Source organism: Paroceanicella profunda (assembly GCF_005887635.2).
Classification (GTDB): Bacteria; Pseudomonadota; Alphaproteobacteria; order Rhodobacterales; family Rhodobacteraceae; genus Paroceanicella; species Paroceanicella profunda.
This window is the reverse complement of sequence record NZ_CP040818.1, coordinates 3034912-3061556: the sequence shown is the minus strand read 5'-3', so window position 1 is coordinate 3061556 and position 26645 is coordinate 3034912. Positions and strand designations below refer to the sequence as shown.

Annotated in this window: 21 protein-coding genes; 6 read left to right on the top strand and 15 right to left on the bottom strand. The window is 70.1% G+C overall.

Annotated features, from left to right (window positions below):
• Window positions 1–6 precede the first annotated feature (6 nt).
• From dxr to FDP22_RS13620, 11 genes are all read right to left on the bottom strand, one after another.
• Window positions 7–1185: a 1-deoxy-D-xylulose-5-phosphate reductoisomerase gene (gene dxr, locus FDP22_RS13670; protein ID WP_138574473.1), complete on the bottom strand. Its 1179-nt coding sequence runs from the start codon at window positions 1183–1185 to the stop codon at window positions 7–9.
• A gap of 5 nt (window positions 1186–1190) precedes the next feature.
• Window positions 1191–1991 (bottom strand): phosphatidate cytidylyltransferase, encoded by an 801-nt coding sequence (locus FDP22_RS13665; protein ID WP_138574471.1) that lies wholly within the window; start codon window positions 1989–1991, stop codon window positions 1191–1193.
• Window positions 1988–2686, bottom strand: a complete 699-nt coding sequence (uppS, locus tag FDP22_RS13660; RefSeq protein ID WP_239031777.1) for a polyprenyl diphosphate synthase — start codon at window positions 2684–2686, stop codon at window positions 1988–1990. The genes FDP22_RS13665 and uppS overlap by 4 nt, the downstream gene beginning before the upstream one ends.
• 69 nt (window positions 2687–2755) lie before the next feature.
• The gene (gene frr, locus FDP22_RS13655) at window positions 2756–3319 is read right to left on the bottom strand and encodes a ribosome recycling factor (protein ID WP_138574467.1); all 564 of its coding nucleotides are present in this window, start codon (window positions 3317–3319) and stop codon (window positions 2756–2758) included.
• Window positions 3320–3339: 20 nt separating this feature from the next.
• Window positions 3340–4080 carry a UMP kinase gene (gene pyrH / locus FDP22_RS13650; protein WP_138574465.1) on the bottom strand — a complete coding sequence of 247 codons (741 nt, stop codon included), beginning with the start codon at window positions 4078–4080 and terminating at the stop codon, window positions 3340–3342.
• A gap of 94 nt (window positions 4081–4174) precedes the next feature.
• Complete coding sequence (locus FDP22_RS13645; RefSeq protein WP_239031947.1) at window positions 4175–4819, bottom strand: sulfotransferase family 2 domain-containing protein; 645 nt, start codon at window positions 4817–4819, stop codon at window positions 4175–4177.
• 155 nt (window positions 4820–4974) lie between these two features.
• On the bottom strand, window positions 4975–5850 hold the full coding sequence (gene tsf / locus FDP22_RS13640; protein WP_138574461.1) for a translation elongation factor Ts: 876 nt from the start codon (window positions 5848–5850) through the stop codon (window positions 4975–4977).
• A 119-nt stretch (window positions 5851–5969) separates the two neighbouring features.
• On the bottom strand, window positions 5970–6743 hold the full coding sequence (rpsB, locus tag FDP22_RS13635; RefSeq protein WP_138574459.1) for a 30S ribosomal protein S2: 774 nt from the start codon (window positions 6741–6743) through the stop codon (window positions 5970–5972).
• A gap of 204 nt (window positions 6744–6947) precedes the next feature.
• Entirely contained in the window at window positions 6948–7880 is a 933-nt protein-coding gene (locus FDP22_RS13630) for an ornithine cyclodeaminase family protein (RefSeq protein ID WP_138574457.1), read from the bottom strand.
• 3 nt (window positions 7881–7883) lie between these two features.
• Complete coding sequence (locus FDP22_RS13625) at window positions 7884–9065, bottom strand: amino acid aminotransferase (RefSeq protein ID WP_138574455.1); 1182 nt, start codon at window positions 9063–9065, stop codon at window positions 7884–7886.
• 358 nt (window positions 9066–9423) lie between these two features.
• Window positions 9424–12294 carry a glycosyltransferase gene (locus tag FDP22_RS13620; RefSeq protein WP_138574453.1) on the bottom strand — a complete coding sequence of 957 codons (2871 nt, stop codon included), beginning with the start codon at window positions 12292–12294 and terminating at the stop codon, window positions 9424–9426.
• A 381-nt stretch (window positions 12295–12675) separates the two neighbouring features.
• Here FDP22_RS13620 and pheT point away from each other — a divergent pair, with 381 nt between their 5' ends.
• Both pheT and FDP22_RS13610 read left to right on the top strand, forming a co-directional pair.
• Window positions 12676–15090, top strand: a complete 2415-nt coding sequence (pheT, locus tag FDP22_RS13615; protein ID WP_138574451.1) for a phenylalanine--tRNA ligase subunit beta — start codon at window positions 12676–12678, stop codon at window positions 15088–15090.
• A gap of 37 nt (window positions 15091–15127) precedes the next feature.
• Entirely contained in the window at window positions 15128–15481 is a 354-nt protein-coding gene (locus tag FDP22_RS13610) for an SH3 domain-containing protein (RefSeq protein ID WP_138574449.1), read from the top strand.
• A gap of 219 nt (window positions 15482–15700) precedes the next feature.
• Here the strand turns inward: FDP22_RS13610 and FDP22_RS13605 are convergent, their stop codons facing one another.
• The gene (locus FDP22_RS13605; RefSeq protein WP_138574447.1) at window positions 15701–16915 is read right to left on the bottom strand and encodes an NADP-dependent isocitrate dehydrogenase; all 1215 of its coding nucleotides are present in this window, start codon (window positions 16913–16915) and stop codon (window positions 15701–15703) included.
• A gap of 187 nt (window positions 16916–17102) precedes the next feature.
• Here FDP22_RS13605 and FDP22_RS13600 point away from each other — a divergent pair, with 187 nt between their 5' ends.
• The gene (locus FDP22_RS13600; protein WP_239031776.1) at window positions 17103–17879 is read left to right on the top strand and encodes an RNA methyltransferase; all 777 of its coding nucleotides are present in this window, start codon (window positions 17103–17105) and stop codon (window positions 17877–17879) included.
• Between the two features lie 11 nt (window positions 17880–17890).
• Entirely contained in the window at window positions 17891–19033 is a 1143-nt protein-coding gene (gene ctaA, locus FDP22_RS13595; protein ID WP_138574445.1) for a heme A synthase, read from the top strand.
• Between the two features lie 5 nt (window positions 19034–19038).
• Here the strand turns inward: ctaA and FDP22_RS13590 are convergent, their stop codons facing one another.
• Entirely contained in the window at window positions 19039–19827 is a 789-nt protein-coding gene (locus FDP22_RS13590; protein ID WP_138574443.1) for an enoyl-CoA hydratase, read from the bottom strand.
• Window positions 19828–19907: 80 nt separating this feature from the next.
• Here FDP22_RS13590 and FDP22_RS13585 point away from each other — a divergent pair, with 80 nt between their 5' ends.
• A complete protein-coding gene (locus FDP22_RS13585) occupies window positions 19908–20324 on the top strand; it encodes a PaaI family thioesterase (RefSeq protein ID WP_138574441.1) in 417 nt (138 codons plus the stop codon).
• A gap of 460 nt (window positions 20325–20784) precedes the next feature.
• On the opposite strand, the gene FDP22_RS25175 is transcribed toward FDP22_RS13585, so the two are convergent.
• On the bottom strand, window positions 20785–23121 hold the full coding sequence (locus tag FDP22_RS25175) for an ATP-binding protein (RefSeq protein ID WP_277884136.1): 2337 nt from the start codon (window positions 23119–23121) through the stop codon (window positions 20785–20787).
• 420 nt (window positions 23122–23541) lie between these two features.
• Window positions 23542–24738, bottom strand: coding sequence for an RsmB/NOP family class I SAM-dependent RNA methyltransferase (locus tag FDP22_RS13575; protein WP_138574439.1), 1197 nt, complete (start codon window positions 24736–24738; stop codon window positions 23542–23544).
• Window positions 24739–24852: 114 nt separating this feature from the next.
• Between FDP22_RS13575 and ggt the strand changes: the two genes are divergently transcribed.
• Window positions 24853–26604 carry a gamma-glutamyltransferase gene (gene ggt, locus FDP22_RS13570; RefSeq protein WP_138574437.1) on the top strand — a complete coding sequence of 584 codons (1752 nt, stop codon included), beginning with the start codon at window positions 24853–24855 and terminating at the stop codon, window positions 26602–26604.
• Window positions 26605–26645 lie beyond the last annotated feature (41 nt).

Below are 26645 nucleotides of genomic sequence, written 5' to 3'. Positions count from 1 at the left end.
ACCTCCTCACGCCACGCGGCGCCTGATCCTCTCGGCCGTCAGCGCCCGGGCCTCGGCATCGGCGGCAAGAACCGCCTCGCGCCCGGCCGCGGCACTGTCGCGCGCGGCCCAGCCCTCCAGCTGCTCCAGCGCATGTTCGACATGGTCTGCCATGTCGAGAAATCCGCACCGGCCCTCCAGGAATGCCTCGAGCGCCGTTTCCTTCGCACCGTTGAACACGGCCCCCATCAGCCCGCCGGCGCGCATCGTTTCGCGCGCGAGACGCAGGGCGGGAAACCGCTCCGCATCCGGCGCCTCGAAGGTGAGCGCCCCCACCGCGGCCAGGTCCAGCCGCTCGACCGGCAGCGCGCTGCGCTCCGGCCAGTTCAGCGCGAAACCGATCGGGCCCACCATGTCCGGCGCGCCGAGCTGGGCCAGCTGGACGCCGTCGGCGAACTCCACCAGAGAATGCACGATGGACTGGCGATGCACCAGCACGTCTATACAGTCCGGCGTGATCGTGAACAGTTCGTGTGCCTCGATCATCTCCAGCGCCTTGTTGAACATGCTCGCGCTGTCGACAGAGATCTTCCGGCCCATGTCCCAGTTCGGATGCGCCACCGCCTGGGCCGGCGTGGCCGTGGCCATGCGCGCGCGGTCCCAGTCCCGGAACGGGCCGCCGGAGGCGGTGAGGATCAGCCGGGCGATGGTGCCCTGCCCGCCCTGCAGCACCTGGAAGATGGCCGAATGCTCGCTGTCGGCCGGGATGAGCACGGCGCCGGAGGCCGCGACCGTGGCCTTCAGCAGCGCCCCGGCACAGACCAGGCTCTCCTTGTTGGCCAGCGCCAGCGTTCCGGCGCGCGCCGCGGCCGCCAGCGTGGGCGCCAGCCCCGCCACGCCGACGATCGAGGACATGGTCCAGTCCACCGGCCGGCTCGCGGCCTCGACCAGCGCCTCCGGCCCGGCGGCGGCCTCGGTGCCGGAGCCCGCGAGGGCGGCGCGCAGCTCCGCGAGCCGCGCCAGGTCCGCCGTCACCGCCACCTCGGCACGCAGGGCACGGGCCATGTCGGCCAGCAGCGCGATGTTGCCGTTGCCGGTGAGCGCGCGGACCCTGTAGCGCTCCGCCCCGCCCTGCGCCTGCAGCAGACGGACGGTCTGGGACCCGACGGAGCCGGTGGCCCCGAGGATCGAAACACTGCGATGCATCTGGCTCACCATATGAACAGCGACGTGCCGCGGGCGAAGGTGATCACGGCGCTGAACAGCCCGGCGGCCATCAGCCCGTCCAGCCGGTCCAGCACCCCGCCATGCCCGGGAATGAGGCGGCTGCTGTCCTTCACGCGGAAATGCCGCTTCACCGCGCTCTCGCCGATATCGCCGGCCTGGGACATCAGCGCCGTGACGGCGGAGACGGTGGCGACCTCCTCGACCAGCGTGCCGGTGGTCCAGCGCGAGAAGAACGCCCCCACGATGGCGGCGAGCGCCATGCCGGCCACGGTGCCGGCCCAGGTCTTCTTCGGGCTCACCCGGGGCCAGAGCTTCGGCCCGCCCACGATCCGCCCGCCGAAATAGCCGCCCACGTCGGAGGCGATGACGGTGAGGAACAGCCAGAGCACCGCGTCGAACCCGTAAAGCGGATCGTTGCGCAGCCCGTCCACCGCCGACATGGCCAGGCCGATGTAGACCAGCCCGAACACCTGCCAGCCGGTCTTGTGTCGTTCGAGAAGGAGGAGGAGCAGCGCGCCCAGCCCGAGCACCGCGATGCCCCAGCGCAGCCGCATCATCTCGGTGGCGAGGACGGCGAGCATCGTGGCCCCGATCATCACCCATTCCGCCGCGCCGCGCCCTGCCCCGGTCATCCGGCGCAGCTCCCAGGCCATCGCGCCCCCGGCCACCGCGAACAGCGCCGCGGACCAGTAGTCCCCCGCCGCCACGGCCGCGAGAGCGACGGCGCCCAGCCCGAGGCCCGCAAGGGTCCGGGTTCTCAGGTCTGCGAACCGGGTCCCGCTCACGCCGTAACCGCACCGAAACGGCGTTCACGCTTGGTGAACTCGTGCAGCACCCGCGCGAACTCGGGCACGCTGAAATCGGGCCACTGCACGTCCACGAAGGCGTATTCGGAATAGGCCGCCTGCCAGAGCAGGAAGTTGGAAATGCGCATCTCCCCGGAGGTGCGGATCACCAGGTCCGGGTCCGGCAGCCCGGTGGTGTCGAGCGCGTCGGCGAACACGTCCGCGGTGACGGCATCGGCCGCGAGCGCGCCGGAGGCCACGCGCTGCGCCAGCGCCCGGGCGGCGCGGGTGAGCTCGTCGCGCCCGCCGTAATTGATCGCGATGGTGAGCACGAGCTGGTCATTCCCGGCGGTGCGTGCCTCCAGCCCGGCCATCAGCTTCTGCAGGCTCGGGTGCAGCCGGGACCGTTCGCCGATGAAGCGCACCTGCACGCCCTTGGTGGCCAGCTCGTCGGCCTCGGCGCGGATGTAGCGGCGAAACAGCGCCATCAGCCCCAGCACCTCGCGCACGGGCCGCTTCCAGTTCTCGGTGGAGAAGGCGAACAGCGTGAGATGCGTGAGGCCCAGATCAGGGCAGGCCCGGACAACCTCGCGCACCACTTCGGCGCCCTTGCGGTGACCGTTGAGCCGGGACAGGCCCCGGCTCTCGGCCCATCTGCCGTTGCCATCCATGATGATGGCAACATGGGCCGGCATGCATCCGCGCTGGTCCCGCGCCTCATCACGCATCTGGATACTCCGCTCTCTCCCGCCCGACGCTGGCCATCATACCTGCATGATTTCTTCTTGCTTGGAGTCAAGGGCCTTGTCGATGTTCTTGATCGCCTGGTCGGTCAGCTCCTGGATCTCGTCGGACCAGATCTTGGAATCGTCCTCGCCCATGCCGTCGGCCTTGGCCTTCTTGATCTGGTCCATGCCGTCGCGCCGCACGTTGCGCACGGCCACGCGGGCGTTCTCCGCGTAGTGGCCGGCGAGCTTGGCCAGTTCGCGGCGGCGCTCCTCGTTCAGCTCGGGGATCGGCAGGCGGATGATCGGGCCGTCCACCACCGGGTTGATCCCCAGGCCGGAGGTGCGCAGCGCCTTCTCCACCGCGTTGATCATGCCCTTGTCCCAGACGTTGATGGTGATCATCCGCGGTTCGGGCACGTTCACGGTGCCGCACTGGTTCACCGGCATGGTCGAGCCGTAGGCCTCCACCATGATCGGGTCCAGCATCGAGGCGGAGGCCCGTCCGGTGCGCAGCGAAAGGAACTCCTGGCGCAGCGAGGTGAGCGCGCCGTCCATGCGCTTCTGCAGCGCGGCGATGTCGATGTCGATGTCCTCGGCCATGATCGTCTCCTTGGGGGGCGTCAGGATTGCCCCACGGTCGTGAATTGCCCCTCGCCGCGCAGAACACCCGCCAGACCGGCCTCGGTGGCGAGCGAAAACACGACGATGGGCAGCTTGTTGTCCCGGGCCAGCGCGATCGCGGAGGCATCCATCACCTTGAGGTTGCGCATCAGCACCTCGTCGTAGCTGATGCGCTCGAAGCGCTTCGCGTCCGGGTTCTGCTTGGGGTCGCTGTCGTAGACCCCGTCGACCTGCGTGCCCTTGAAGATCGCCTCGCAGGACATCTCCGAGGCGCGCAGGGTGGCGGCGGTGTCGGTGGTGAAATAGGGGTTCCCGGTGCCGGCGGCAAAGATCACCACCCGCTTCTTCTCCAGGTGCCGCACGGCGCGGCGGCGGATGTAGGGCTCGCAGACCTGGTCCATCGGAATGGCGGAGACGACGCGGGTGAACACCCCGATCGATTCCAGCGCGCCCTGCATGGCCAGCGCGTTCATCACGGTGGCAAGCATGCCCATGTAATCGGCCGTGGTGCGCTCCATGCCCTGGGCGGAGCCCTGCAGCCCGCGGAAGATGTTGCCGCCGCCGATCACCATGCAGACCTCGACGCCCATCGCGGTGACGTTCTTGATCTGCCCGGCGATGCGCTCCACCGTGGGAGGATGCAGGCCGAAGCCCTGGCTGCCCATCAGGGCCTCGCCGGAGATCTTTATCAGCACGCGCCGGTATGTCGGTTCACTCTTTTTTCGTGACACATCATCCATGGCGCGACTCTCCTTGCTGACCGCGTGCAAACTGTCCAATCGCGGCCACGCAATCAAGGGCCGAGTCGAACTGCCCCGAGGGGCGCAAATCGGCTTACTCGAAACGGTAACCAAACATCTCTGCATCCCGGCCGAAGAGCTCCTGAACCCGCTCGATATCGGCCTTGGACTTGTAGAATTCGTGCCAGTCACCCTCCGTGGAGCGGTTCTCCACGGACAGCGACACGCCGGTAATACCCAACCTATCGCACAATTCGGCCCAGTCCGCGCCCAGATTCTCCTGACGGATCAGCAGGTCAACGGCGAGCTCGCCCATTTCATCGCAGACATACTTGTACTGCGGGTTCCGCCGGGCAAGGGTTTCGACCTCCTCGGACTGCAGGAACCGCGAGAAATCCAGCGAGCGCGCGGCGTCGCTGATGCCGTTTCCGCCCTCGTCACGCTTGCGGGCGGAGGTGTAGTAGCTCACCACCCACGCCCAGGGGTTGCGGACGGTGGCGAAGGTGAAGGCGTTCTCCAGCCGGTCGATGCCCATCACCTCGGCGAGGGTCAGCAGGCCGGAGTGCTTGCGCAGGTTGAAGCGGTCCCGGTAATAGGCTTCCACGGCATCGCCATGCGGCGTGGAGCCGAGGATGATGTCGTCATAGAGGGCCACCCGGTCATAGGCTCGGGTGACAGCCGTGCCGGCCGTCTTGCGGATATGCACGAAGATGAAATTGCGCTGCGGCGAGATGATCATGTAATTCAATCCGTTTCCTGGGCAAATGTCGCTACCTAAACCCGCAGGGCCGGTCAAGACCATGTCGGAGCGAAGAACCCGGATGCCGGCATGCAAACGGGTGTCCCGGTGGGGACACCCGCATGGTATTCAGCCCTGAAGGCCTGGCAAGCGCCTCAGGCGCCCATGGTCTTCGCCACTTCGGCGGCGAAGTCTTCCTCTTCCTTCTCGATGCCCTCGCCCACGGCGAGACGGGCGTAGCCCAGCACCTCGACACCGGCGTCCTTGGCGGCCTGCGCCACGGTCACGTCCGGGTTCATCACGAACTTCTGCTGCAGGAGGCACACCTCCTCGAAGAACTTCTTCATGCGGCCGACGATCATCTTCTCGATGACCGCGTCCGGCTTGCCGGATTCGCGGGCCTGCTCGGTGAGCACGGCCTTCTCGCGCTCCACGAGCACCGGGTCCAGGTCCGCTTCGGACAGCGAGGCCGGGCTGGTGGCCGCGACATGCATGGCGATCTGCTTGCCGATGCCGTTGTCGGTGCCCTTCAGCGCGACCAGCACGCCGATCTTGCCCATGCCGTCCACGACGGCGTTGTGCACGTAGGCGGCCACGGTGTCACCCTCGACGCGCGCCATGCGACGGACCGACATGTGCTCGCCGATGGTCGCGACCTTGTCGGTCACCACTTCGGAGACCGGCTTGCCGCCCATGCTGGTGGCCAGCAGCTCCTCGAGGGTCTTCGCGCCGACAGCGGTGGTCGCGATCTCGCCGACCATCTTCTGGAACTCGGCGTTGCGGGCCACGAAGTCGGTCTCGGAGTTCACCTCGACCGCGACGCCCACGCCCCCCTCGACGGCCACGCCGACGAGACCCTCGGCCGCGGTGCGGCCGGCCTTCTTGGCGGCCTTGGCGAGGCCCTTGGTGCGCAGCCAGTCGACCGCGGCTTCCATGTTGCCGTCGTTCTCGGTCAGTGCCTTCTTGGCATCCATCATGCCTGCGCCGGTGCTGTCGCGCAGTTCCTTCACCATGCTCGCGGTGATCGCCATGTCTCTCTCCTCAACCTGTCGCCCCGGCAGGGCGCGGGAGGCCCTGCTCGCGAGGCTTTGATAGACGATGACGCCCGCGCGCGTCACGCGCTGCGAGCGTCACCGAACTGTCAGAAAAATCAGCCCTGTGCGGGCGTCTCGTCGACCAGAACGTCCTCGACCGGACCATCGGCGAGCTCGCCGAGATCGAAGCCGGCGGAGCCCATCTGGGCGGCCATGCCGTCGAGGGCGGCGCGCGCGATCAGGTCGCAGTAGAGGGCGATGGCGCGACCGGCGTCATCGTTGCCCGGAACCGGGTAGTCCACGCCGTCGGGCGAGGAGTTCGAATCGAGCACCGCGACGACCGGAATGCCGAGCTTCTTGGCTTCCAGGACGGCCAGGTCTTCCTTGTTGGTGTCGATCACCACCAGGAGGTCCGGAATGCCGCCCATCTCGCGGATGCCGCCGAGCGAGGCCTGCAGCTTGGTCTGCTCGCGCTCCATCTGGAGGCGCTCTTTCTTGGTCATGCCCATGGCGCCGGCGCCGAGCTGCTCATCGATCGCCTTCAGGCGGGCGATGGAGTTCGACACGGTCTTCCAGTTGGTGAGCGTGCCGCCCAGCCAGCGGTGGTTCATGAAGTACTGAGCGGACTTCTCGGCAGCCTCGGCCACCGGGCGCTGCGCCTGGCGCTTGGTGCCGACGAAGAGCACGCGGCCGCCCTTGGCCACGGTCTCCCGCACGACGTTGAGCGCGGCGTCGAGCAGCGGCACGGTCTGGGTGAGGTCGAAGATGTGGATCCCGTTGCGCTCGCCGTAGATGTACGGAGCCATGCGGGGGTTCCAGCGGTGGGTCTGGTGACCAAAGTGCACACCGGCTTCGAGAAGCTGGCGCAGGGAAAATTCGGGCAGAGCCATCTGCGTGTACCTTTCCGGTTTCATCCTCGGCGGGGGTGAGGGGCATGTGCCCCAACCGGTGGACCTGGCGGGGATGTCTCCCCCGCAGGCCCGAAACCCCGCCTGTGGTTTCGATGGCTGGCCTATAGGCCTCCGGACGGGGGAATGCAAGCGCCCTCGTGCCGGCGCACGCGCGGGGCCGCCCTGCCCCCGCGCGGAACCGCCTCAGCCCCGTGCCGCCGCGAGGATCACCCGGGCGGTGAGCAGGTCCAGATGCGCGCCCCCGCCGTTCTTGAACACGGTGATGTCGTTGGACGTGAGCCGGCCGCGCATGCCCTTGCACAGGTCGTTGAAATCCCCCAGCACCTTGGCCTCGGTGATGGCGCCGGAGGCGAGCGGCATCATCAGCTCGCCGATGTGGTGCAGCGTGGTGGCGCGGGAATCCACGAACAGCCGCCCGCGCTGCAGCGCCCGGTCATCCGCCTCGCGCATGTCGGCGGTGAAGGCGCCGATGAGGTCGAGATGCGTGCCCGGGCTGAGCCAGTCTCCGAACACCACAGGCTCCATCGACATGGTCGCGGTGGATACGATGTCGGCATTGCCGACCTCGGAGGCAAGGTCCGCGCCCGCCTGGACCAGCGGGTAGCGCAGCCCCAGTTCGCGCACCAACGCCGCGGCGCGGTCCGGGTTGCGGTTCCACACCCGGATCTGCCGCAGGCCGGGGAAGATGGCCATGTAGGCCTCCACCAGCGAGCGGGCCACTTCCCCGGCGCCGACCACCAGCAGGCGCCGGCTGTCCGCCCGGGCCAGCAGCTTCGCGCCCAGCACGCTGTCTCCCGCGGTCTTCCAGCGGGTGACGAGCGCGCTGTCGATCACCGCCTCCACCGCCCCGGTGGTGTCGTTGAACAGCACCAGCGCGCCCTGCACGCTGGGCCGGCCCTTCGCGGCGTTGCCCGGCAGCACGGTGACGGATTTCACCGCCACGCCCTTGCCGTCGATCCAGGCCGAGCGCGAGAGCAGCACGTCCTCTCCCCGGTGCAGGAAGGTGTCGTCGATGATCGCCTCGGCGCCCGTGTGGCCGGCGGCCAGCGCATCGACCAGCGTCACCCAGCTCATCCGGTTGCCCACCCGCGCGGCGGTGATGTAGGGAACGACCATGGCTCAGAGCCCCACGGAGACGAAGGCGCGGGCGAGATGGTCCAGCCGGTCCTCCGGCAGTCCGGCAATGTTCATGCGGCTGTCCCCGACCATGTAGATGCCGTGCTCGGCGCGCAGGCGCTCCACCTGCGCCGGGCTGGCGCCGAGGCGCGAGAACATGCCGCGGTGCCGGGCGATGAAGTCGAAGCGGTCGTCGTTCGCCTCGCGCCGCAGCGCGTCGGCAAGGCCGGTGCGCAGGCTCAGCATCCGCAGGCGCATGCCCTCCAGCTCCGCCACCCAGTCCGCGCGCAGCGCCGGGTCGGACAGTACCGAGGCCACGAGGGCCGCACCGTGATCGGGCGGGAAGGAGAAATGCACCCGGTTCAGCGTCTCCATCGTGCCGCGCGCGAGGGCCGCGGTCGCGGGCGTCTCGCACAGCACCATCGCGGCGCCGATCCTGTCGCGGTAGAGGCCGAAGTTCTTCGAGCAGGAGGTGGCGATCAGCATCTGCGGCACCCTGGAGGCCATGGCGCGCACGCCCGCGGCATCCGCCTCCAGCCCGTCACCGAAACCCTGGTAGGCGAAGTCCACGAAGGGCAGGAAGCCCTGCGCGAGGGCCATGTCGGTGATCTCCTCCCACTGTGCGAGGGTGAGGTTCGCCCCGGTGGGGTTGTGGCAGCAGCCGTGCAGCAGGATCACGTCGCCGGGGCCAGCGCCGGCGAGATCGGCGCGCATCGCCTCGAAATCCACCTCGCGGGTCTCCGCGTCGAAGTAGCGGTAGCTGCGGCTGGCGAGCCCGAGATGGCCGATGATGGCGGCATGGTTCGGCCAGGTGGGATCGGACATCCACACCCGGGCCTGCGGTTCGATCGTGCGCACGAGGTCGAGCAGGGTGTAGATCGCCCCGGTCCCGCCCACGCTCTGCGCCCCGGCCACGCGGTCCGCCGCGACATCGCCCAGCACGAGGCCGCGCATCCCGGAGATGAACACCCCGTCGCCGATCAGCGCCTTGTAGGTCTTGGTGGTCTCCGCCTCCCAGTGCCGCTGCTCGGCGGTCTTGATGGCGCGGATGATCGGGGTGCGGCCCTGCGCGTCCTTGTAGACGCCCACGCCCATGTCGACCTTGTCGCCGCGCGGATCGGCGGCATACTGGGCGATGAGCGCAATGATCTTGTCAGGGGCCTGTGCCGTAAGCTTCGAGAACATCGTCTTTCTCCGTGGACTACGCACCAGTCGGTAGTGCAGTCCCGCAGCCTGCGCAAGCCGTTCGGACAGATGCTTCGGAAACAGGCGCCGCGCGCGGGCCGGAGCGCCGGCCCCCCGGGCGCAGCACGCCGACATCACCGCCGAAAATCCCGCGCGCCGGGGCCGGAGGGTGAGGCGCAGGGCGCAGGTGGCAGCGCGCGGCGGCCCGGCCCCGGAGGCGGATCGCACACCCGCTGCGCGGGCCGCAGAGCCCGTGCGGGGGCCGCCGAGGCGAAGAAGGCACCGGGGCGGGCAGCACCCGCAAGGCCCCGGCAGGCGGCGCGGAGCCGGACGCGGCTCTGCGCGGAAGATCAGGCGCTCAGGCGCTCACCACGCCGCTGCGCAGCACCTGCCCGGGCTTCGCCCACTCGGCGCGCCCGCAGAGGCTGAGGCCCGCATGGCGGATGTCCAGCACCGCGTCGAAGTCGAAGTAGAGCTGCAGGAACAGCTCCATCCGGTCCGGCACGGGCACGGCCATCTCGTCGAAGCGCAGCAGGTCGTTGACCTGCGACCACTCCTGCCCGATCCCGATCTCGGACCAGTAATCCACGAACTCGGTGCCCCGGTGGCAGCGCACGAAGTACTTCAGCCGGAAGAACTCCGCGTCCGCCCGGGCCACCAGCTCCAGATTGGTGCCCTCCAGCATGTCGAACCCGCGCACCGGAACCTCCGTGCGCAGCAGCCGGTAGCTGCCGGGCGCCCAGTCCCGCGGGACATCGGCCACCGTGATGCTCACGCCGCCGCCGTCCGCGTCCAGCGGCGTGAACAGCGGCTCGGGGCCGGCGCTGGCCTGGGGCACGAACCAGCCGTCGCAGAGCTGCGCATAGGGGGTCACCGTGCGCGGCGCGTCGAGACCCAGGAACGTGCTGTTGGTCAGCCGGTTCTCGGACAGGATGCTGGCGCCGGTGATGAAGCTGGTGCCGTCCACCAGCTTCTTCGAGAAGGATTCGACCAGCGTGCCGGGAATGTTGCCGCCCATGTAGCGCACCGCCTCGTTGATCCGCCCGCAGGCGATCATCAGCCGCACCAGGTCCTCGCGCCGCTGCTCGCCCCAGGAGCCGCCGGTGCGCAGGCGCTTGAGATAGTCCGGCAGGTCGCCGGAGCGCCAGATCTGGTCACGCGCATAGGTGGTCTGCTGCGCGAGCACCGAGGCGCTGGCCATCTCGACCAGGTCCTGCACGGTGGAGACGCTGAGCTGCCCGGCCAGCGAGCGGATCATCTTCGACACCCGGTTGCGGTTCAGCAGCAGCAGGTCGGGGCCCTGCGCGGTCTGCAGCATCGAGCCGGAGGAGAGCCGGTACCAGAACAGCGGCCGCGGCACCACGGTGGTCTTGCGCCCCAGCAGCGCGGCGCGGGCGAAGAACTCGTAATCCTCGTAGCCCAGGCCGTATTCCTCGGTGAAGCCGCCGATCTCGTCGATCATCGTGCGGCGCACGAGCGCGTTCGCATCCCCCATGAAATTGTCGAAGAGATGCACGGTGGAGCCGCTGCCCAGCGGTAGGTAATGGCCGACGATGTCCTCCTCCCCCTGCGGCCGCGACGCCCGGAACCACTGGCTGAAGCAGGTCACGACATCGGCCCCGGTGTGCAGGGCCGCGCGCACCAGTTGCGCGATCTCGTCCGGCAGGGCGATGTTGTCGTCATCCATGAACTTCACGAAGACGCCGCGGGCCTCGCGCACACCCGCGTTGCGGGCCGCGCCCAGATAGGCGTTCTCCTGCAGCACGATGCGCACCTTCGGGTGGCGGCCCCAGGTCTTGATCAGCTCGTCCTGCACCGCGGGCTTCGAGCCGTCATCGACGATGACGACCTCGATCTCCGGATACTCCTGCGCGAACACGGAATTGAGCGCGAGGCGCAGTGTGTCGAGCCGGTTGAAATGGGTGATCACCACCGAGACCAGCGGCACGTCCTGCGGCTCCGGCTCCGGCGCCCGCTCGCAGGGCGTCTCCAGCACCGCGGTGATCCGCGCGTCCCAGGCGGCGATGGACTGGGCATGCGAGTAGGAGAGCCGGGCCGTGGGCACGCCGCCGATCAGCGCGTCGGTCAGCCGGTCGGCCATGGCGCCGCGCTCCAGCGGCAGGGCGATGGCCTCGGCGTCCACCCGGTCCAGCAGTTCGATGGTGCCGCCGGCGGTGGAGCAGAGCATCGGCACGCCGCGGTTCACGCATTCCACCACCACGCAAGGCGCGTTCTCCTCCACCGAGGGCATCACTCCCAGCCGGCCCGGGCCGCAGAGATAGTCCAGCGCCTCGGACTGGGTGTAGGTCTCCAGGAAGGCGATCTCGAACGGCCACTTGCGCGAGCGCTCGATGACGAAGGCGGTGCTGTCCACGCCGTTGAGCACCGAGCCCCGGCCGAGGAAGGTCACCTTGCGCGGCAGGTGCAGGCCGATCTGCACCAGCCGGTCCAGCGCGTTGCAGAAGGACACGATGCCCTTGCGCTGCTCCAGCCGGCCGAAGAACACGAACTCGTTCACGGTGTCGCGTGTGCCGGCGGTCTCGGGCGCGGAGACGTCGTCATCCTCCACCGCATGGGCCACGTAATGCTCGATCGGGTGCAGCGGAACGATGTTGCGCTCCACGCTGTGCCGCTCCGGGGCAAGATTCCAGCCGTCGCGCAGGCACCAGTCGAAGATGTATTGCGAGGGCGAGGACACGTGGTCCGACAGTTCCACGCTCACGCGCTCCATGTGATCCTGCACATAGGTGTGCACGCTGGGCGTGAGATCGGCGTTGATGGTGCGCGCCCAGCGGCCCGGACCGTGCAGCACGGTGAGGATGCGGGTTTCCGCGAGATCGCCGTTCTGGGCCTTGTCGAGCACGGAGTAATATCCCAGCGCGCCGTACTCGTGGAACACGGCGAGCTCCGGGCGGATCTCGCGCAGGGCCTCCAGCGCCAGCCACGAGCTGGTGCGCACGTCCTGGATGTCATGAGTGCTGGCATCCACGCTGGTGCGCGGGTCGATGAACTCCACACCGAGGTCCGCGTAGAAGACCTTTGCCCGCTCCGCATCCCACCCCGCAGCGTATCCGCCGAGATAAACGACCGACACCCGGTACTTCCGCGCCAGAAGCGTGGTCAGTCCGAATACGGACGTGGCGATCCCCCCGCCGAGATAGGGCCCGAGAATCTCCGAGCAGACGAGGGCGATCACGGTCTCTCCCGACCGGAAATTATTATCTTTCATGAGATTGCACTTTTCTTACCCGGAAAACAGGCAGGGACGTCATAAGGGAAATGGCTTTGGGTTGCGTCCATTCTACTACAAATTACCGGCTACACCATACCACACCACGGGCTCGGCAGCCTGTTTAGGCCCCGCGGCAGGGTCGTTCAAGCCGGAACCGCATGTTTCACGGCCAAACGCGCCCCGCCGGCGGAGCAGGCGCACCACCGTTCGCAGGCAGGGCCCGGCGCGGCGCGCGGATGCACCCTGCCCCGTGCGGTCGCGGGCCGACGGCACGGTCCGCCACCCGGTGGGCGCCCGCCCCGCGCAATCTTCGCTTCAATCACCCGGGTTTCGTTGCTAGACAAGCCCGCAAACCCGATAGCAGCGGAACCGATCGAGATGAAATTCACGCTTTCCTGGCTGAAGCAGCACCTGGAAACCGAGGCCAGCCTCGAAGAGATCACCTACGCGCTCACCGACCTCGGCCTCGAGGTCGAGGGCGTCGAGGACCCGGGTGCGCGTCTCGCCGCCTTCCGCATCGGCTTCGTGCGCGAGGCCGAGCAGCACCCGGACGCCGACCGTCTGCGCGTGTGCAAGGTCGAGACCGCCGAGGGCGTGAAGCAGATCATCTGCGGCGCGCCCAACGCCCGCGCCGGCATCCGCGTGGTCGTCGCCCAGCCGGGAGACTACATTCCCGGGCTCGACACCACCATCGCCGTGGGCAAGATCCGCGGCGTGGAGAGCTTCGGCATGATGTGCTCGGAGCGCGAGCTGGAGCTGTCGGAGGAGCATGACGGCATCATCGAGCTGCCCGAGGACGCCGAGGTGGGCCAGCGCTACGTGGATTACGCGCAGCTCACCGACCCGGTGATCGAGATCGCCATCACCCCGAACCGCCCGGACGCGCTCGGCGTGGCCGGCATCGCGCGCGACCTCGCGGCCCGCGGCCTGGGCCGGCTGATCACGCAGGCGCCGGAGCCGGTGCCCGGCCGCTTCGCCTCGCCCGTGGGCGTGAGCATCGCCCCCTCCGCCGCCGCGCAGTGCCCGCTGTTCCTGGGCCGCGCCATCCGCGGCGTAAAGAACGGCCCCTCGCCGAAATGGCTGCAGGACCGGCTGCGCGCCATCGGCCTGCGCCCGATCTCCGCGCTCGTGGACATCACCAACTACATGACCATGGACCGCGCCCGGCCCCTCCATGTCTTCGACATGAAGACCGTGGCCGGCGACATCCTGGTGCGCAAGGCCGAGCCGGGCGAGACCCTCACCGCGCTGGACGGCCGCGTGCACACGTTCGACGGCACCGAGACGCTGGTGTGCGATGCGAACGGCCCCTCCTCCATCGGCGGCATCATGGGCGGTGAGGGCTCGGGCTGCGAGCCGGACACGACGGACGTGTTCATCGAGGCCGCCTGGTTCGAGCCGGTCTCCACCGCCGCCACCGGCCGCCGCCTGAAGATCAACTCCGACGCCCGCTACCGCTTCGAGCGCGGGGTGGACCCCGAGTTCACCCGCCCCGGGCTGGAGATGGCCACGCGGCTGATCCTCGATCTGTGCGGCGGAGAGCCCTCCGACATCGTCACCGCCGGGGCCGTGCCGGACACCGCGCGCAGCTTCGCCCTGGACCCGAAGCGGGTGCTGAGCCTGGTGGGCATGGACATCGCCGAGGAGGAGCAGGTGCGCACGCTGGAGGTGCTCGGCTTCACCGTCACCCGCGCGGAGGGCAAGCTGCACGCCGCCGTGCCGCCCTGGCGGCCGGACGTGCACGGCGAGGCGGACCTGGTGGAGGAGATCGCCCGCGTGGCCTCGCTCTCGAAACTCGAGGGCAAGCCGATGCCGCGCGTCACCACCGGTGTCACCCGCCCGACGCTCACGCCCATGCAGATGCGCGAGCGCCGCGCCCGCCGCACCCTCGCCATGCTGGGCCTGAACGAATGCGTGACCTACACTTTCGTCTCCGACACGGAGGCGGCACTCTTCGGCGGCGGTGAGCCGGCCCGCCGGCTGGAGAACCCGATCTCCAGCGAGATGACCAACATGCGCCCCAGCCTGCTGCCGGCGCTGCTCTCGGCCGCCGCGCGCAACCAGGCCCGCGGGCATGGCGAGATCGGCCTGTTCGAGATCGGCCCGCTCTTCGAGGGCGGCGAGCCGGGCGAACAGAAGCTGGTCGCCGCCGCCATCCGCACCGGCGTCACCGCGCCGCGCAACGCCTGGGGCAGCCGCCGCCCGGTCGACCTCTTCGACGCCAAGGCCGATGCCGAGGCCGTGCTCTCCGCCTGCGGCGCGCCGGTGGAGCGGCTGATGGTGCTGCGCGAGGGCCTGCCCTCCTGGTATCACCCCGGCCGCTCGGCCTGCCTGTCGCTCGGGCCGAAAACTCCGCTGGCGATGTTCGGAGAGCTGCACCCCAAGGTGCTGAGCACGCTCGGCGTGAAGGCCCCCGCGGTGGCGCTCACCGTGTTCCTCGAGAACATCCCCTTCCCGCGCGCGAAGGGCACCACCCGCCCGGCGCTGGACGTGTCGGACTACCAGGCTGTGGAGCGCGACTTCGCCTTCGTGCTGGACGAGGGCGTGGAGGCGGAGGCGGTGCTCAAGGCCGCCCGCGGCGCCGACAAGGCGCTGATCGAGCGGGTGTCGGTGTTCGACCTGTTCACCGGCAAGCCGGCGGCCGAGCAGCTCGGCGCGGGCCGCAAGTCCCTCGCGATCTCCGTGCGCCTGCAGCCGAAGTCCGGTACGCTCACCGACAAGGAGATCGATGCCGTGGCCGCGAAGGTGGTGGCCGCGGTCACCAAGGCCACGGGCGGCACCCTGCGCGGCTGACGCGCGGTGCCCCCCGGCCCCCTCCGGGAGGCCCTGCATGACCCGACGCATCGTCATCGCCGACCATGCCGCCATTTACCCGGACCCCGTCCGGGTGGAGCGCGGCGCGGTGCTCGTCCTCGATGGCCGCGAGGACATCTGGGACGGCCACCGCTGGCTCTGGGCGACGGACCCGGAGGGGCGCGCCGGCTGGGTGCCCGACACGCTCATTTCCCCGGAAGACACACCCCCGCGCGCCCTGCGCCGCTACAGCGCCCTGGAACTCACCTGCCGCGCCGGCGAGCTGCTGGAGCTGGTCGACGCTACGCATGGCTGGGGCTGGTGCCGCTCTGCCACCGGCGCGGAGGGCTGGTTGCCGCTGCGAAACCTCGGGCTGCCCCCGGACACATAAGCTCGCATACCGCCTGAAGACTTGCGCACAAGTCGCTGATCTTACGACCAAAAGCCAATGCGTCCGTGCGTCCGTGCGTCCGTGCGTCCGTGCGTCCGTGCGTCCGTGCGTCCGTGCGTCGAGTACTTTCTCAAGAGCCCGCCGCAACCCCATGAAACGAAAAGGCCGGCGCATTTCTGCGCCGGCCTGTCCTGCCATCGTGGCCGCGAGGGGCCGGTGTCAGCCCACGAGGGCCTTGTTGAGGTACTCGTCGACCTTCTCCAGGAAGCCCATGGTGGTGAGCCACTTCTGGTCCGGGCCCACGAGCAGCGCGAGATCCTTGGTCATGAACCCGTCCTCCACCGCCTTCACGGTCACCTTGTCCAGCGTCTCGGCGAATTCGAGCAGCTTCGCGTTGCCGTCAAGCTTGGCGCGGTGCTTCAGCCCGCCGGTCCAGGCGTAGATCGAGGCGACGGAGTTGGTCGAGGTCTCCTTCCCCGCCTGGTGCTGGCGGTAATGCCGGGTGACGGTGCCGTGGGCGGCCTCGGCCTCCACCGTCTTGCCGTCGGGCGTCATCAGCACCGAGGTCATCAGGCCCAGCGAGCCGAAACCCTGCGCCACGGTGTCGGACTGCACGTCGCCGTCGTAGTTCTTGCAGGCCCAGACATAGCCGCCGTTCCACTTCATCGCGCAGGCAACCATGTCGTCGATCAGCCGGTGCTCGTAGGTGATGCCGGCCTTCTTGAACCTGTCGGCGAACTCGGCCTCGAACACCTCCTGGAACAGGTCCTTGAAGCGGCCGTCATAGGCCTTGAGGATGGTGTTCTTGGTGGAGAGATACACCGGCCAGCCCAGCGACAGCCCGTAGTTCATCGAGGCGCGGGCGAAATCGCGGATCGAGTCGTCGAGGTTGTACATCGCCATGGTGACGCCGGCGGAGGGGGCCTGGAAGACCTCGCGCTCGATGGTTTCGCCATCCTCGCCCACGAACTTGATGGTGAGCTTGCCCTTGCCCGGGAAGCGGAAATCGGTGGCGCGGTACTGGTCGCCGAAGGCGTGGCGGCCGACGACGATGGGCCGCGTCCAGCCCGGCACCAGCCGCGGTACGTTCTGGCAGATGATCGGCTGGCGGAAGATCACGCCGCCGAGGATGTTGCGGATGGTGCCGTTGGGCGAACGCCACATCTGCTTGAGATTGAACTCCTCCACCCGCTGCTCGTCGGGGGTGATGGTGGCGCATTTCACGCCCACGCCGTACTGCTTGATGGCATTGGCGGCGTCGACGGTGATCTGGTCGTCGGTGCGGTCACGCTCCTCGATACCCAGATCGTAATACTTCAGGTCTATGTCGAGGTAAGGAAGGATCAGCTTCTGCTTGATGAAGTCCCAGATGATCCGGGTCATCTCGTCGCCGTCGAGCTCGACGACCGGGTTCTCAACCTTGATCTTCGTCATGTGCGGGCTCCTGTCCGTGTTGGGGTTCGGGCCGTCTTAGCCCATCCCCTGCCACCGGGGAAGATGGTGCGGCGCATTTTTGTATGCAACCGTATACATTTCGTGAACCCAGGCGCGGCACCTCGCCCGTTGCACTCTCCGGGGGCGCGCAGTATCACCCGGAACGCAAGGCGGCCGAGGAGTGGACATGAGCGCGACCGAGCAAGACGAGGCATTCCCGGCCGGCGGACCCGGCCCCGTCATGGTGCTGGTAAAGCCCCAGATGGGTGAGAACATCGGTGCCGCGGCGCGGGCGATGTGGAACTTCGGGCTGGACCGGATGCGCATCGTCGCCCCGCGGGACGGCTGGCCGAACTCGCGCGCCGTGGCCATGGCCTCCGGCGCCGGGCGGCTGCTGGACGAGGCGATGGTGACCGAAACCAGCGCCGAGGCCACCGCCGACCTCAACTACATCTTCGCCACCACCGCCCGGCCGCGCGACATGGTCAAGCCGGTGATGACGCCGGAACACGCGATGCGCCTCGCCGCACGGAAGATCGCCGCGGGCGAGAGGGTGGGCGTGCTCTTCGGCGCGGAGCGCGCAGGCCTGGAGAACGAGGATGTGGTGCGCGCCAACGCCATCATCACCGTGCCGGTGAACCCGGCCTTCGCCTCGCTCAACCTCGGGCAATGCGTGCTGCTCACCGCCTATGAATGGCGCCGGCAGGTGACGGAGGCGGAGGGCGAGGTGCTGGAACTGGGCCGCACCCGCATGGCCGAGACCGGCGAGGTGGAGCGCTTCGTCGCCGCGCTCACCGAGCGGCTGGAGGCCACGGGCTTCTTCTGGCCCGAGCACAAGCGCCCCTCGATGGAGGCGAACCTGCGCAACATCTTCGCGCGCGCCCCCCTCACCGACACCGACCTGCGGACATTCTACGGCGTGGTGCGCGCGCTTGCCGAGCGCAGCGGCCCGCGCGAGAGCTGAGGACCGACCCCATGAGCCAGAAGCGCAGCATCTTCGTCGAGGTCTCCGACACCGGGCCGAAGCCGGCCGCGGTGCCCGGCGCCGCCCAGGCCGCGAAGCGCCGGGCGCGCCGGCAGATTTCGGTCTGGCTCATGCTCATCTTCGTGATGCTGGTGGCGATGATCGCCGTGGGCGGGCTCACCCGGCTCACCGATTCCGGCCTGTCGATCACCGAATGGAAACCCATCTCCGGCGCACTGCCGCCGCTCTCGCAGGCGGACTGGGAGGCGGAATTCGCCCTCTACCAGCAGATCCCGCAGTTCGAGCTGATCAACAGGTCCATGACCTTGGACGCGTTCAAGTCCATCTACTGGTGGGAGTGGAGCCACCGCCAGCTCGGCCGGGCGATCGGGTTGGTCTGGGCGCTGGGGTTCTTCTGGTTCCTGCTGCGCGGCAGGATCCCCACCGGCTGGACGCCGCGCCTGCTGGGCATCGGCCTGCTGGGCGGGGTGCAGGGCGCCATCGGCTGGTGGATGGTCTCCTCCGGCCTCACCGGCGAGATGGTGAGCGTGGCGAGCTACCGGCTGGCCACGCATCTCGGGATCGCCTTCCTCATCCTCGGGCTCATCGCCTGGTTCGTCTTCCAGCTCCGGCGCGACGAGGCCACGCTGCTGCAGGCCCGCCGCCAGGCCCAGGCGGGGCTGAAGGGCCCCACCGGCGTGCTGGTGGGCCTTGCCTTCGCGCAGATCCTGCTCGGCGCGCTCGTCGCCGGCATCGACGCGGGCCGCGGCTACATCGACTGGCCGATGATGAACGGCGCGTTCCTGCCCTCCGAGAGCTTCGACTACCAGCCGCTCTGGACCAATTTCTTCGAAAACCCCGCGCTGGTGCAGTTCAACCACCGCATGCTGGGCTATGTGGTGTTCCTGTTCGGGCTGTTCCTCTGGGCCCGCGCGCGGCGCGCGGCGCTCTCGGGCGTGCGGCGGGCCTACTCGGCCATGGCGGCCATGCTGGTGCTGCAGGTGGTGATCGGCATCGCCACAGTGATGCACGCGGCCCCGGTGGGCCTCGCCCTCCTCCACCAGGTGGGCGCGGTGGTGCTGTTCTGCCTCATCCTGCGCGCACGCTTCGAGGCCGCCTACCCGGCCGAGGAGCGCATCCGCGGCCGGGCCTGACGCGCTCAGCCCTGCCAGCGGGCGGGGCGCTTCTCCAGGAAGGCGGCGATGCCCTCGGCGGTGTCGTCGTCCATCATGTTCAGGGCCATCACCTCGCCGGTGTGGGCATAGGCCTGCCGCAGCCCCATCTCTGCCTGCTCGTAGAAGGCGCGCTTGCCGATGCGCACCGCGGTCGCGAGCTTCCCGGCCACGGATGCGGCCAGATCCTGCGCCGCAGCACCCAGCTCCGCCTCCGGCACCACCCGGTTCACCAGCCCCAGCTCGCGCGCCCGCGCGGCGTCGATGAACGCGCCGGTGGTGAGCATCTCGAAGGCGTGCTTCGCCGGGATGTTGCGGGTGAGCGCCACCATGGGCGTGGAGCAGAACAGGCCGATGTTCACCCCGTTCACCCCGAAGCGCGCTTCCTGCCCCGCCACGGCCATGTCGCAGGTGGCGACGAGCTGGCAGCCCGCCGCCGCCGCCAGCCCCTGCACCTGCGCGATCACCGGCTGCGGAAGCCGGGTGATCGACGTCATCACCTTCGAGCATTTCGCGAACAGCGCTCGGAACGCCTCCGCGCCACCGTCCGGCGCCTGGCGGGCGGCGCTCATCTCACGCAGGTCATGCCCGGCGCAGAAGGCCCGGCCGGCGCCGCGCAGCACCACGGCCCGCATTGCGGTGTCGGCGGCCAGCGCGTCCAGCGCGTCCTGCAGGGCGTCCAGCATGGCGTCGGAAAGCGGGTTCAGCCGCTCCGGGCGGTTGAGGGTGAGCGTGGCCACCCCGGCCGCATCCTCACGCGTGAGCAGTTCTTCCATCCCCGGTCTCCTGTTCTTGCCTCGGCTTTCGGGCCAGCTTAGGCATTGGCAGGAGAATGACAATCGGGGAGGAGACGCGGATGCAACCGCAGATGGACGCGCCGGCGCTGGAGCGCTTCATGGCCGAGGAGTTTCCGCAGATGGCGCCGCGCTTCCGGGTGACCGGGGTGGCGCCGATGCGCGTGAATGTCGCCATGACGGTGAACGAGGCCGACCTCAGGCCGGGCGGCACCGTCTCGGGGCCGACGATGTTCGCCCTGGCCGACTGCGCCTATTACCTCGCCACCCTGTCGATGATCGGCCCGAAGGCGCTGGCGGTCACCACAAGCTGCTCCATCGACTTCATGCGCAAGCCGGGGCCCGCGGGGCTGACGGCGGAGGCGCGGATCCTCAAGCTCGGCCGGGTTCTGAGCGTGGGCGACGTGCTGATCCGCTCCGAGGGCATCGCGGAACCGGTGGCCCGCGCCAGCCTCACCTATTCCATACCGCCACGCTGAGGGCGCGCTCCCTGCCCTGTCCCGCCCCGACGGCCGGCCGGCTGCCCGGCGCACCCCGGGGCCCGGCCGTTCGCGGCCCAGCCCCGCGCGGCAGGAGGAGGCCGCGGGACACGAGCCTGACCGCGCGGCGGCCCGGACCTTTTGCCGGCCCGCCGTGATTACAGGGCGGTCGGAACCCGGCGGCAACCGGCCCGGCTGACAGACGACAGCTCGTTGCCGTGCTCGGGGCGGCGCCGGGCGTTGTCATTTGCCCCCCCGGGCGGTGGCACCCTGGCCGGTGGCACCCTGGCCGGTGGCACCCTGGCCGGTGGCGCCTTGGCAGGTGTGGCGTCCTGTGCCCGTGTCATGCGGCTCAGGACCGCGCCCGGCGGCGTCCGGTGAGCCCGCTGGCCCGTGGAGCATCTGGCCCGTGGCGGCCAGTGGGGCGGCTGGCCCGCGGCGGTCGGGGGCCCGGCATGGTTCAGACCGGTTCGCGAACTTCGATCAGGTCCTTCACCCGGGCCGTGAGATCGTTGAGCGAGAAGGGCTTGGCGAGGAACACGGCGCCCGCCAGGGCGTCGCCATCTTCCTTGAACACCTCCTCGGCATAGCCGGAGACGAAGATCACCTTCACGTCCGGCCGTGTGAGCCGCGCCTGGCGGACCCAGGTGGGGCCGTCGATGCCGGGCATCACCACGTCGGAGACCATGAGGTCGATGCGCTGCTCCATGTCCTCGGTGATCTCCAGCGCCTCCTCGCCGGAGGCTGCCTCCAGCACCGTGTAGCCGCGCAGCCGCAGCGCGCGGGCGGCGAAGGAGCGCACCGGCGCCTCGTCCTCGACCAGCAGCACCGTGCCCTTGCCGGTGAGGTCGCGGCCGGTGTCGGAGGGGAGCTCGATGACCGTCTCCCCCGAGGGCTCGCCCTCGTAGACCGGCAGGTAGATCGAGAAGGTCGACCCCCTGCCCGGCACGCTGGCGGCGAAGATGAAGCCGCCGGTCTGCTTCACGATGCCATAGGCGGTGGACAGGCCGAGCCCGGTGCCCTCGCCCGGGCGCTTGGTGGTGTAGAAGGGCTCGAAGATCTTGGTGCGCCGGTCGTCGGGGATGCCGCAGCCGGTGTCCGCCACCTCGATCAGCACGTAGTCGCCGGCGGGGATGGTGGCGCGGTCCCGCTCCACGTCATGGCGCAGGTGGAGGTTGCGCGTCGAGATGAACACCTCGCCGCCCTGGGGCATCGCGTCCCGGGCGTTGACCACCAGGTTCATGATCACTTGCTCGAACTGCCGTTCGTCCACCTTCACCGCGCCGATGTCCTGGTCGCTCTCGATGCGCAGGGTCACCCGCTCGCCCAGCAGGCGGTTGAGCAGGTGGGTGAGCTCGCTCAGCGTCTCGACCATGTTCAGCACCTTGGGGCGCAGGGTCTGCTTGCGCGAGAAGGCGAGGAGCTGGCGCACCAGCGCCGCGGCGCGGTTCGCGTTCTGGCGCACCTGCAGCAGGTCCGAGTGGTCGGAATCCCCGGCCTCGTGGCGCAGGAGCAGCAGGTCGCAATGGCCGCTGATCGCGGTGAGCAGGTTGTTGAAATCATGGGCCACCCCGCCGGCAAGCTGGCCCACGGCCTGCATCTTCTGGCTCTGGACGAACTGGGCCTCCAGCGCCTTCATCTCCGTGGCGTCGGAGATCACCGCGATCACCGAGATGTCGCCCTCCACCACCAGGCGGTTCAGCGCCACCTGCAGGAACATGTCGCGGTCGGCCCCGCGGCTGCGGGCGATCTCGCTGCGCGCCAGCCGGCGGCCGCGCGAGACCTCCATCAGGCGGTCCGGGATCGACCGGCCCAGCCCCTCCACCAGGTCTCCGAGGCTGACGCCGGGCACCGCGCGTTCGCCCAGCAGCGCCTTGGCGGCGCGGTTCACGAACACCAATTCGCCCGAGAGGGTGAGCCGGGCCAGCCCGACCGGCAGATGGTCCAGGAACCGGTCCGGGGTGACGCCATGCGCCTCCGCCGGGTCGGTGGGGAAGAGGAACAGCTCGCGCGTGCCGTCCGGCAGTTCCTTCACCAGGCAGCGCAGGCTTTCCTCCGGCCGGCCGCGCAGCACGTGCACGCCGCCGGGGCGCAAGGGCGGGTCTCCGATGAGTTCGGAGATCGTGGCCGGCACCTTCCCGTCCGGGTTCAGCACGCGGCGGTTCATGCGCACGATGCGCTCGCCATGTCCGAGCGACACCTGCAGGAAGGGCGCGCTGCGATAGTCCGGCGCCGCGGCCGCGTCGATGGCCAGGGTGCGCATCACCCGCCATTCCAGCAGGTCGTTGCCCAGCCGGGAGACGCGCACGCGCGAGTAGCCCCCGGCGCCCGGGTCCAGCACCGCCGTCGCCTCCTTGCCCGCGGCCGCGCGCCGGGCGAGGCCGGGCACCAGCCCGTCCGCCGCCTGCCCCCAGTGGCGCAGGCACAGGCCGATGTCGCGCCGGTCCGCGCGGCGCACCAGACGGCGCATTTCCAGGTTGCAGGCCAGCACGCGCCCCGAGAGATCCGACAGCGCCATCGGGTCGGCGACATGACCGTAGAGCAGGTGGAAGGCCATCGGGTGGCGCCGCTCGGCCCGGCCGACCTGCGCGCGCAGCACGATCGAGAGCCCCCCGACCACCAGCATCCCCCCGCCGAAGGAGATCAGGGCCATGTACACGCCCGGCGCGGAGCCGGTTCCGCGCACCGCGAGGCTGAGCAGGATGGCTACGGCTCCCGATATCAGCAGGATCAGGGGCAGGCGCGACACATCGCCGAAGGCCTGTCTGCTTTCCGTGGGTTGCGCCCGATTGACCATCCGTTGCCTCCCGCCCCTCCCCGTCGTCCGGACCGCTGCCTCCTAGCGCATCCCACATCCATGCTTAAGGAATGGTAAACAGAGCACATGTTCGCGCATAAGGCGACCGATCCGTGCGCGGATCGCGGCTGAGCGCGGGGGATGGAGCCGCCGGAACGGGACAGCCGGGAATGCCCATGCGCGCGAGACGTGCAGGGGCTGCCGGCGCTTTCGCCCCCCGTGACCTCGGCGAGCAGGCGCCCGATGGCGCGGGCGCGCACCCCCGCGCCGCCTGTCGCGCGGGCGGCGGTTGCCCGCCTGCACGGGTGCGCGGCTGTGCGTTCGCGGGAGCGGGGTTTCCGGGTCCGCAGGGGATGTGCGGGCGCCGGGCGTCCGCCACAGAGGATCGGCGCCGGGCATCCGCGGCCCGGCCCGCCACAGTCAGCCGGCCGGCGGCGCCGGACGGCGCGCGAGACGGGCGGCGAAGAAGCCGTCCCCCCCGTCCAGCGGTGTGAGGCGCAGGGTGTCGCCGCCCGCAAACTCCCGATTTCGCTGGAGAAACGCGGCAACGCGGTCGTCGTTCTCCTCCACCAGCAGCGAGCAGGTGGCGAAAACCAGCACGCCTCCGGGCCGGACATGGCGCGCGGCGGCGTCGAGCACACGGTCCTGCAGGCGGGTGAGTGCGGTCAGATCCGCCTGGGTGAGGCGCCACTTCGCGTCCGGGTTGCGCCGCCAGGCGCCGGTGCCCGAACAGGGCGCGTCGGCCAGCACCAGGTCGCAGCCGAGCGCGGGGCCGCGGCCGCCGCCGGGGCCCTCGGGGGCGATGGTCTCCACGCTCAGCCCGGCGCGGGTGGCGCGCGGCATGAGGTCCTTCATCCGTGCGGGCGCGATGTCATGCGCGATCAGCCGCCCCCGCCCCTGCATGTGCATGCCGAGCGCGAGCGTCTTGCCGCCGCCGCCGGCACAGTAATCGAGCACGGTCTGGCCCGGCAGGGCGCCCGCGAACCGGGCGACGCGCTGGCTGCTGAGATCCTGTATCTCCACCCGGCCGTCGAGGTAGGCGGCGGCGCGGCGCAGGGCGCGCGCACCTTCCGCAACCCGCAGCGCGGCGGGCTCGGCGGGGAGCGGCGTGGCGCGCACACCGTCCTCCGCCAGTGCCGCGCAGGCGGCCTCGGGCGTGGCCCGGGCAAGGTTCACCCGCAGGTCCAGCGGCGCGCGGTGGCGCAGGGCCTCCATCACCGGCTCCAGCTCCGCTCCCAGCGCGCGGGTGAGCGGGGCCTCCATCCAGTCCGGGAAATCGAGGCGCTCGGGCAGTGTGCCGCCGGCCGGTGCGAGGCGCGCTGCGCGTTCGGCCCCGGTGAGCGGGGCCGGGCCATGCGCGGCACCGTGGAAGAGGGCCTCCTGCCCGCCGGAGAGGCCGACGATCAGCCCCCGTCCGGTCTCCCCGCCGCCCAGCCGGGCCAGCGTGCGGCGGCAGCGCAGGGCGTCGTAGACCAGGTCGGCGATGGCTGCGCGGTCCTTCGCGCCGGCGAACCGCCGGCTGCGGCCCCAGGCGGCGAGGGCTCGATCGGCCGCGGTCCCGGCCAGGACTTCGTCGAGCACTTCGATGGCGGCGGAGAGTCGGGCTGCTGGTGTCATTCACGCCCTGTGCACGATCACTTCCCGCTTGGCAACCCGGCACGCTTGGCAAGACGGCCGCTTCCGTGCTCAACTTGGGGAAATCCGCACATGTCCGCCCATCGGGAGACTGCCATGGCCTGCGCACCGGCGCCGCTCCGCTCCGCCCTCCTCCTGCTGTTCGCCGCCAGCGGCCCGCTCTGCGCGCAGGAGCCGCCGCGTGCCGCCGACCAGCCCGAGCGCACCTTCACCACCGTCGAGACCCGGCGCGGCACGGCCGGGCAGGACATGGTGGTCGCCGCCCACCCCGCCGCCACCGCGGCCGGAGTGGAGATCCTGCGGCGCGGCGGGTCGGCGGCGGATGCGGCCATCGCGGTGCAGATGATGCTCAATCTCGTGGAGCCGCAGAGCTCCGGCCTCGGCGGCGGCAGCTTCATCCTCTACTGGGACGCGGCCGCGCGCGCGCTCTCGACCATCGACGGGCGTGAGACCGCCCCGCTCGCCGCCGGGCCGGACTACTGGCTGGACGCGCAGGGCGAACCGGTGGCGTTCTTCTCCGCCGTGCCGGGCGGGCGCTCCGTCGGAGTTCCCGGCACGCTGAGGGCCTTCGAGGCGCTGCACCGCCGGCACGGGCGCCTGCCCTGGGCGGACAGTTTCGCCCCGGCCATCGCCGCGGCGGAGACCGGGTTCGAGATCTCGCCGCGCATGGCGAGCTCGATCGCGGAAGCCCCTGCGCTGGATGCGTTTCCCGCGGCGAAGGCGTATTTCTTCACGCCCGACGGCGCGCCCCGCCCGGCCGGAAGCCGGCTCACCAATCCGGACCTTGCCCGCACCCTGCGCCTTGTCGCCGCCCAGGGGGCGGACGCGTTCTACGAGGGTGTGATCGCCGGGGACATCGTCGCCGCAACCCGCGACGCGCCAATGAACCCCGGGCTGCTCACCCGGGAGGATTTCGCCCGCTACCGCGCCGTGGACCGCCCGGCGGTCTGCGCGCCCTACCGGGCCTGGGAGGTCTGCGGCATGGGCCCGCCCTCCTCCGGCGGCCTCACCATCGGGCAGATCCTGATGCTGCTCTCGGGCTTCGATCTGGCCGCCAGCGGCGACACGCCGCGGACCTGGCACCTCTTTGCCGAAGCCTCCCGGCTCGCCTATGCCGACCGGGGCCTCTACATGGCCGACAGCGACGTGACGGACATGCCCGAGGGACTGCTGGACCCCGCCTATCTCGCCACGCGCGCCGCCGCCATCGACCCCGGCGCCCGCGCAACGGAGGTGGCCCCCGGCGCTCCGCCCTGGAAGGAAACCCGCCTGCGCGCGCCCGACACCCAGTCCGAACGCCCCGGCACCAGCCATTTCGTCATCGTCGACCGCTACGGCGACATGGCCTCCATCACCTCCAGCATCGAGACCGGCTTCGGCTCGCGGCTGATGGTGGGCGGCTTCCTGCTCAACAACGAGCTCACCGATTTCAGCTTCCGCCCCGAGGTGGCGGGCAAGCCGGTGGCGAACCGGGTGGAGAGCGGCAAGCGCCCGCGCTCCTCCATGTCCCCCACCATCGTGCTGCGCGACGGCGCGCCGGTGCTGCTCACCGGCTCGCCCGGCGGCTCGCGCATCATCGAATACGTGGCCGAGAACATCGTCCGCATCCTGGACCTTGGCCAGGACCCGGCGGAGGCCCTCGCGGCGGGCCACGTGGTGGAGCGCGGCTCGGGCGTGGAACTGGAGGCCGGAACCGGCGCGGAGGCGCTGTCGGACGGGCTCACGGCGCTCGGCCACACACCGAAGATGGCCAACCTGAACTCCGGCCTGCACGTGATCCTGCTGACGCCGGAGGGGCTGGTGGGCGCGGCCGATCCGCGGCGCGAAGGCACCGTTGCCGGCGACTGAACGGGTTTCGGCCCGAATTTCGGAACGAAACCGCGCCGGAG

What these genes read in the sequence shown, in the direction of transcription:
- ctaA (WP_138574445.1), top strand. Translation starts at nt 17,891, where the DNA reads ATGAGCCAGAAGCGCAGCATCTTCGTCGAGGTCTCCGACACCGGGCCG.
- FDP22_RS13625 (WP_138574455.1), bottom strand. Translation starts at nt 9,065, where the DNA reads ATGTTCTCGAAGCTTACGGCACAGGCCCCTGACAAGATCATTGCGCTC.
- pheT (WP_138574451.1), top strand. Translation starts at nt 12,676, where the DNA reads ATGAAATTCACGCTTTCCTGGCTGAAGCAGCACCTGGAAACCGAGGCC.
- tsf (WP_138574461.1), bottom strand. Translation starts at nt 5,850, where the DNA reads ATGGCGATCACCGCGAGCATGGTGAAGGAACTGCGCGACAGCACCGGC.
- frr (WP_138574467.1), bottom strand. Translation starts at nt 3,319, where the DNA reads ATGGCCGAGGACATCGACATCGACATCGCCGCGCTGCAGAAGCGCATG.
- ggt (WP_138574437.1), top strand. Translation starts at nt 24,853, where the DNA reads ATGGCCTGCGCACCGGCGCCGCTCCGCTCCGCCCTCCTCCTGCTGTTC.
- FDP22_RS25175 (WP_277884136.1), bottom strand. Translation starts at nt 23,121, where the DNA reads ATGGTCAATCGGGCGCAACCCACGGAAAGCAGACAGGCCTTCGGCGAT.
- FDP22_RS13575 (WP_138574439.1), bottom strand. Translation starts at nt 24,738, where the DNA reads ATGACACCAGCAGCCCGACTCTCCGCCGCCATCGAAGTGCTCGACGAA.
- FDP22_RS13630 (WP_138574457.1), bottom strand. Translation starts at nt 7,880, where the DNA reads ATGGTCGTTCCCTACATCACCGCCGCGCGGGTGGGCAACCGGATGAGC.
- FDP22_RS13590 (WP_138574443.1), bottom strand. Translation starts at nt 19,827, where the DNA reads ATGGAAGAACTGCTCACGCGTGAGGATGCGGCCGGGGTGGCCACGCTC.
- FDP22_RS13585 (WP_138574441.1), top strand. Translation starts at nt 19,908, where the DNA reads ATGCAACCGCAGATGGACGCGCCGGCGCTGGAGCGCTTCATGGCCGAG.
- FDP22_RS13620 (WP_138574453.1), bottom strand. Translation starts at nt 12,294, where the DNA reads ATGAAAGATAATAATTTCCGGTCGGGAGAGACCGTGATCGCCCTCGTC.
- rpsB (WP_138574459.1), bottom strand. Translation starts at nt 6,743, where the DNA reads ATGGCTCTGCCCGAATTTTCCCTGCGCCAGCTTCTCGAAGCCGGTGTG.
- FDP22_RS13610 (WP_138574449.1), top strand. Translation starts at nt 15,128, where the DNA reads ATGACCCGACGCATCGTCATCGCCGACCATGCCGCCATTTACCCGGAC.
- FDP22_RS13600 (WP_239031776.1), top strand. Translation starts at nt 17,103, where the DNA reads ATGAGCGCGACCGAGCAAGACGAGGCATTCCCGGCCGGCGGACCCGGC.
- uppS (WP_239031777.1), bottom strand. Translation starts at nt 2,686, where the DNA reads ATGCCGGCCCATGTTGCCATCATCATGGATGGCAACGGCAGATGGGCC.
- dxr (WP_138574473.1), bottom strand. Translation starts at nt 1,185, where the DNA reads ATGCATCGCAGTGTTTCGATCCTCGGGGCCACCGGCTCCGTCGGGTCC.
- pyrH (WP_138574465.1), bottom strand. Translation starts at nt 4,080, where the DNA reads ATGGATGATGTGTCACGAAAAAAGAGTGAACCGACATACCGGCGCGTG.
- FDP22_RS13645 (WP_239031947.1), bottom strand. Translation starts at nt 4,819, where the DNA reads ATGATCATCTCGCCGCAGCGCAATTTCATCTTCGTGCATATCCGCAAG.
- FDP22_RS13605 (WP_138574447.1), bottom strand. Translation starts at nt 16,915, where the DNA reads ATGACGAAGATCAAGGTTGAGAACCCGGTCGTCGAGCTCGACGGCGAC.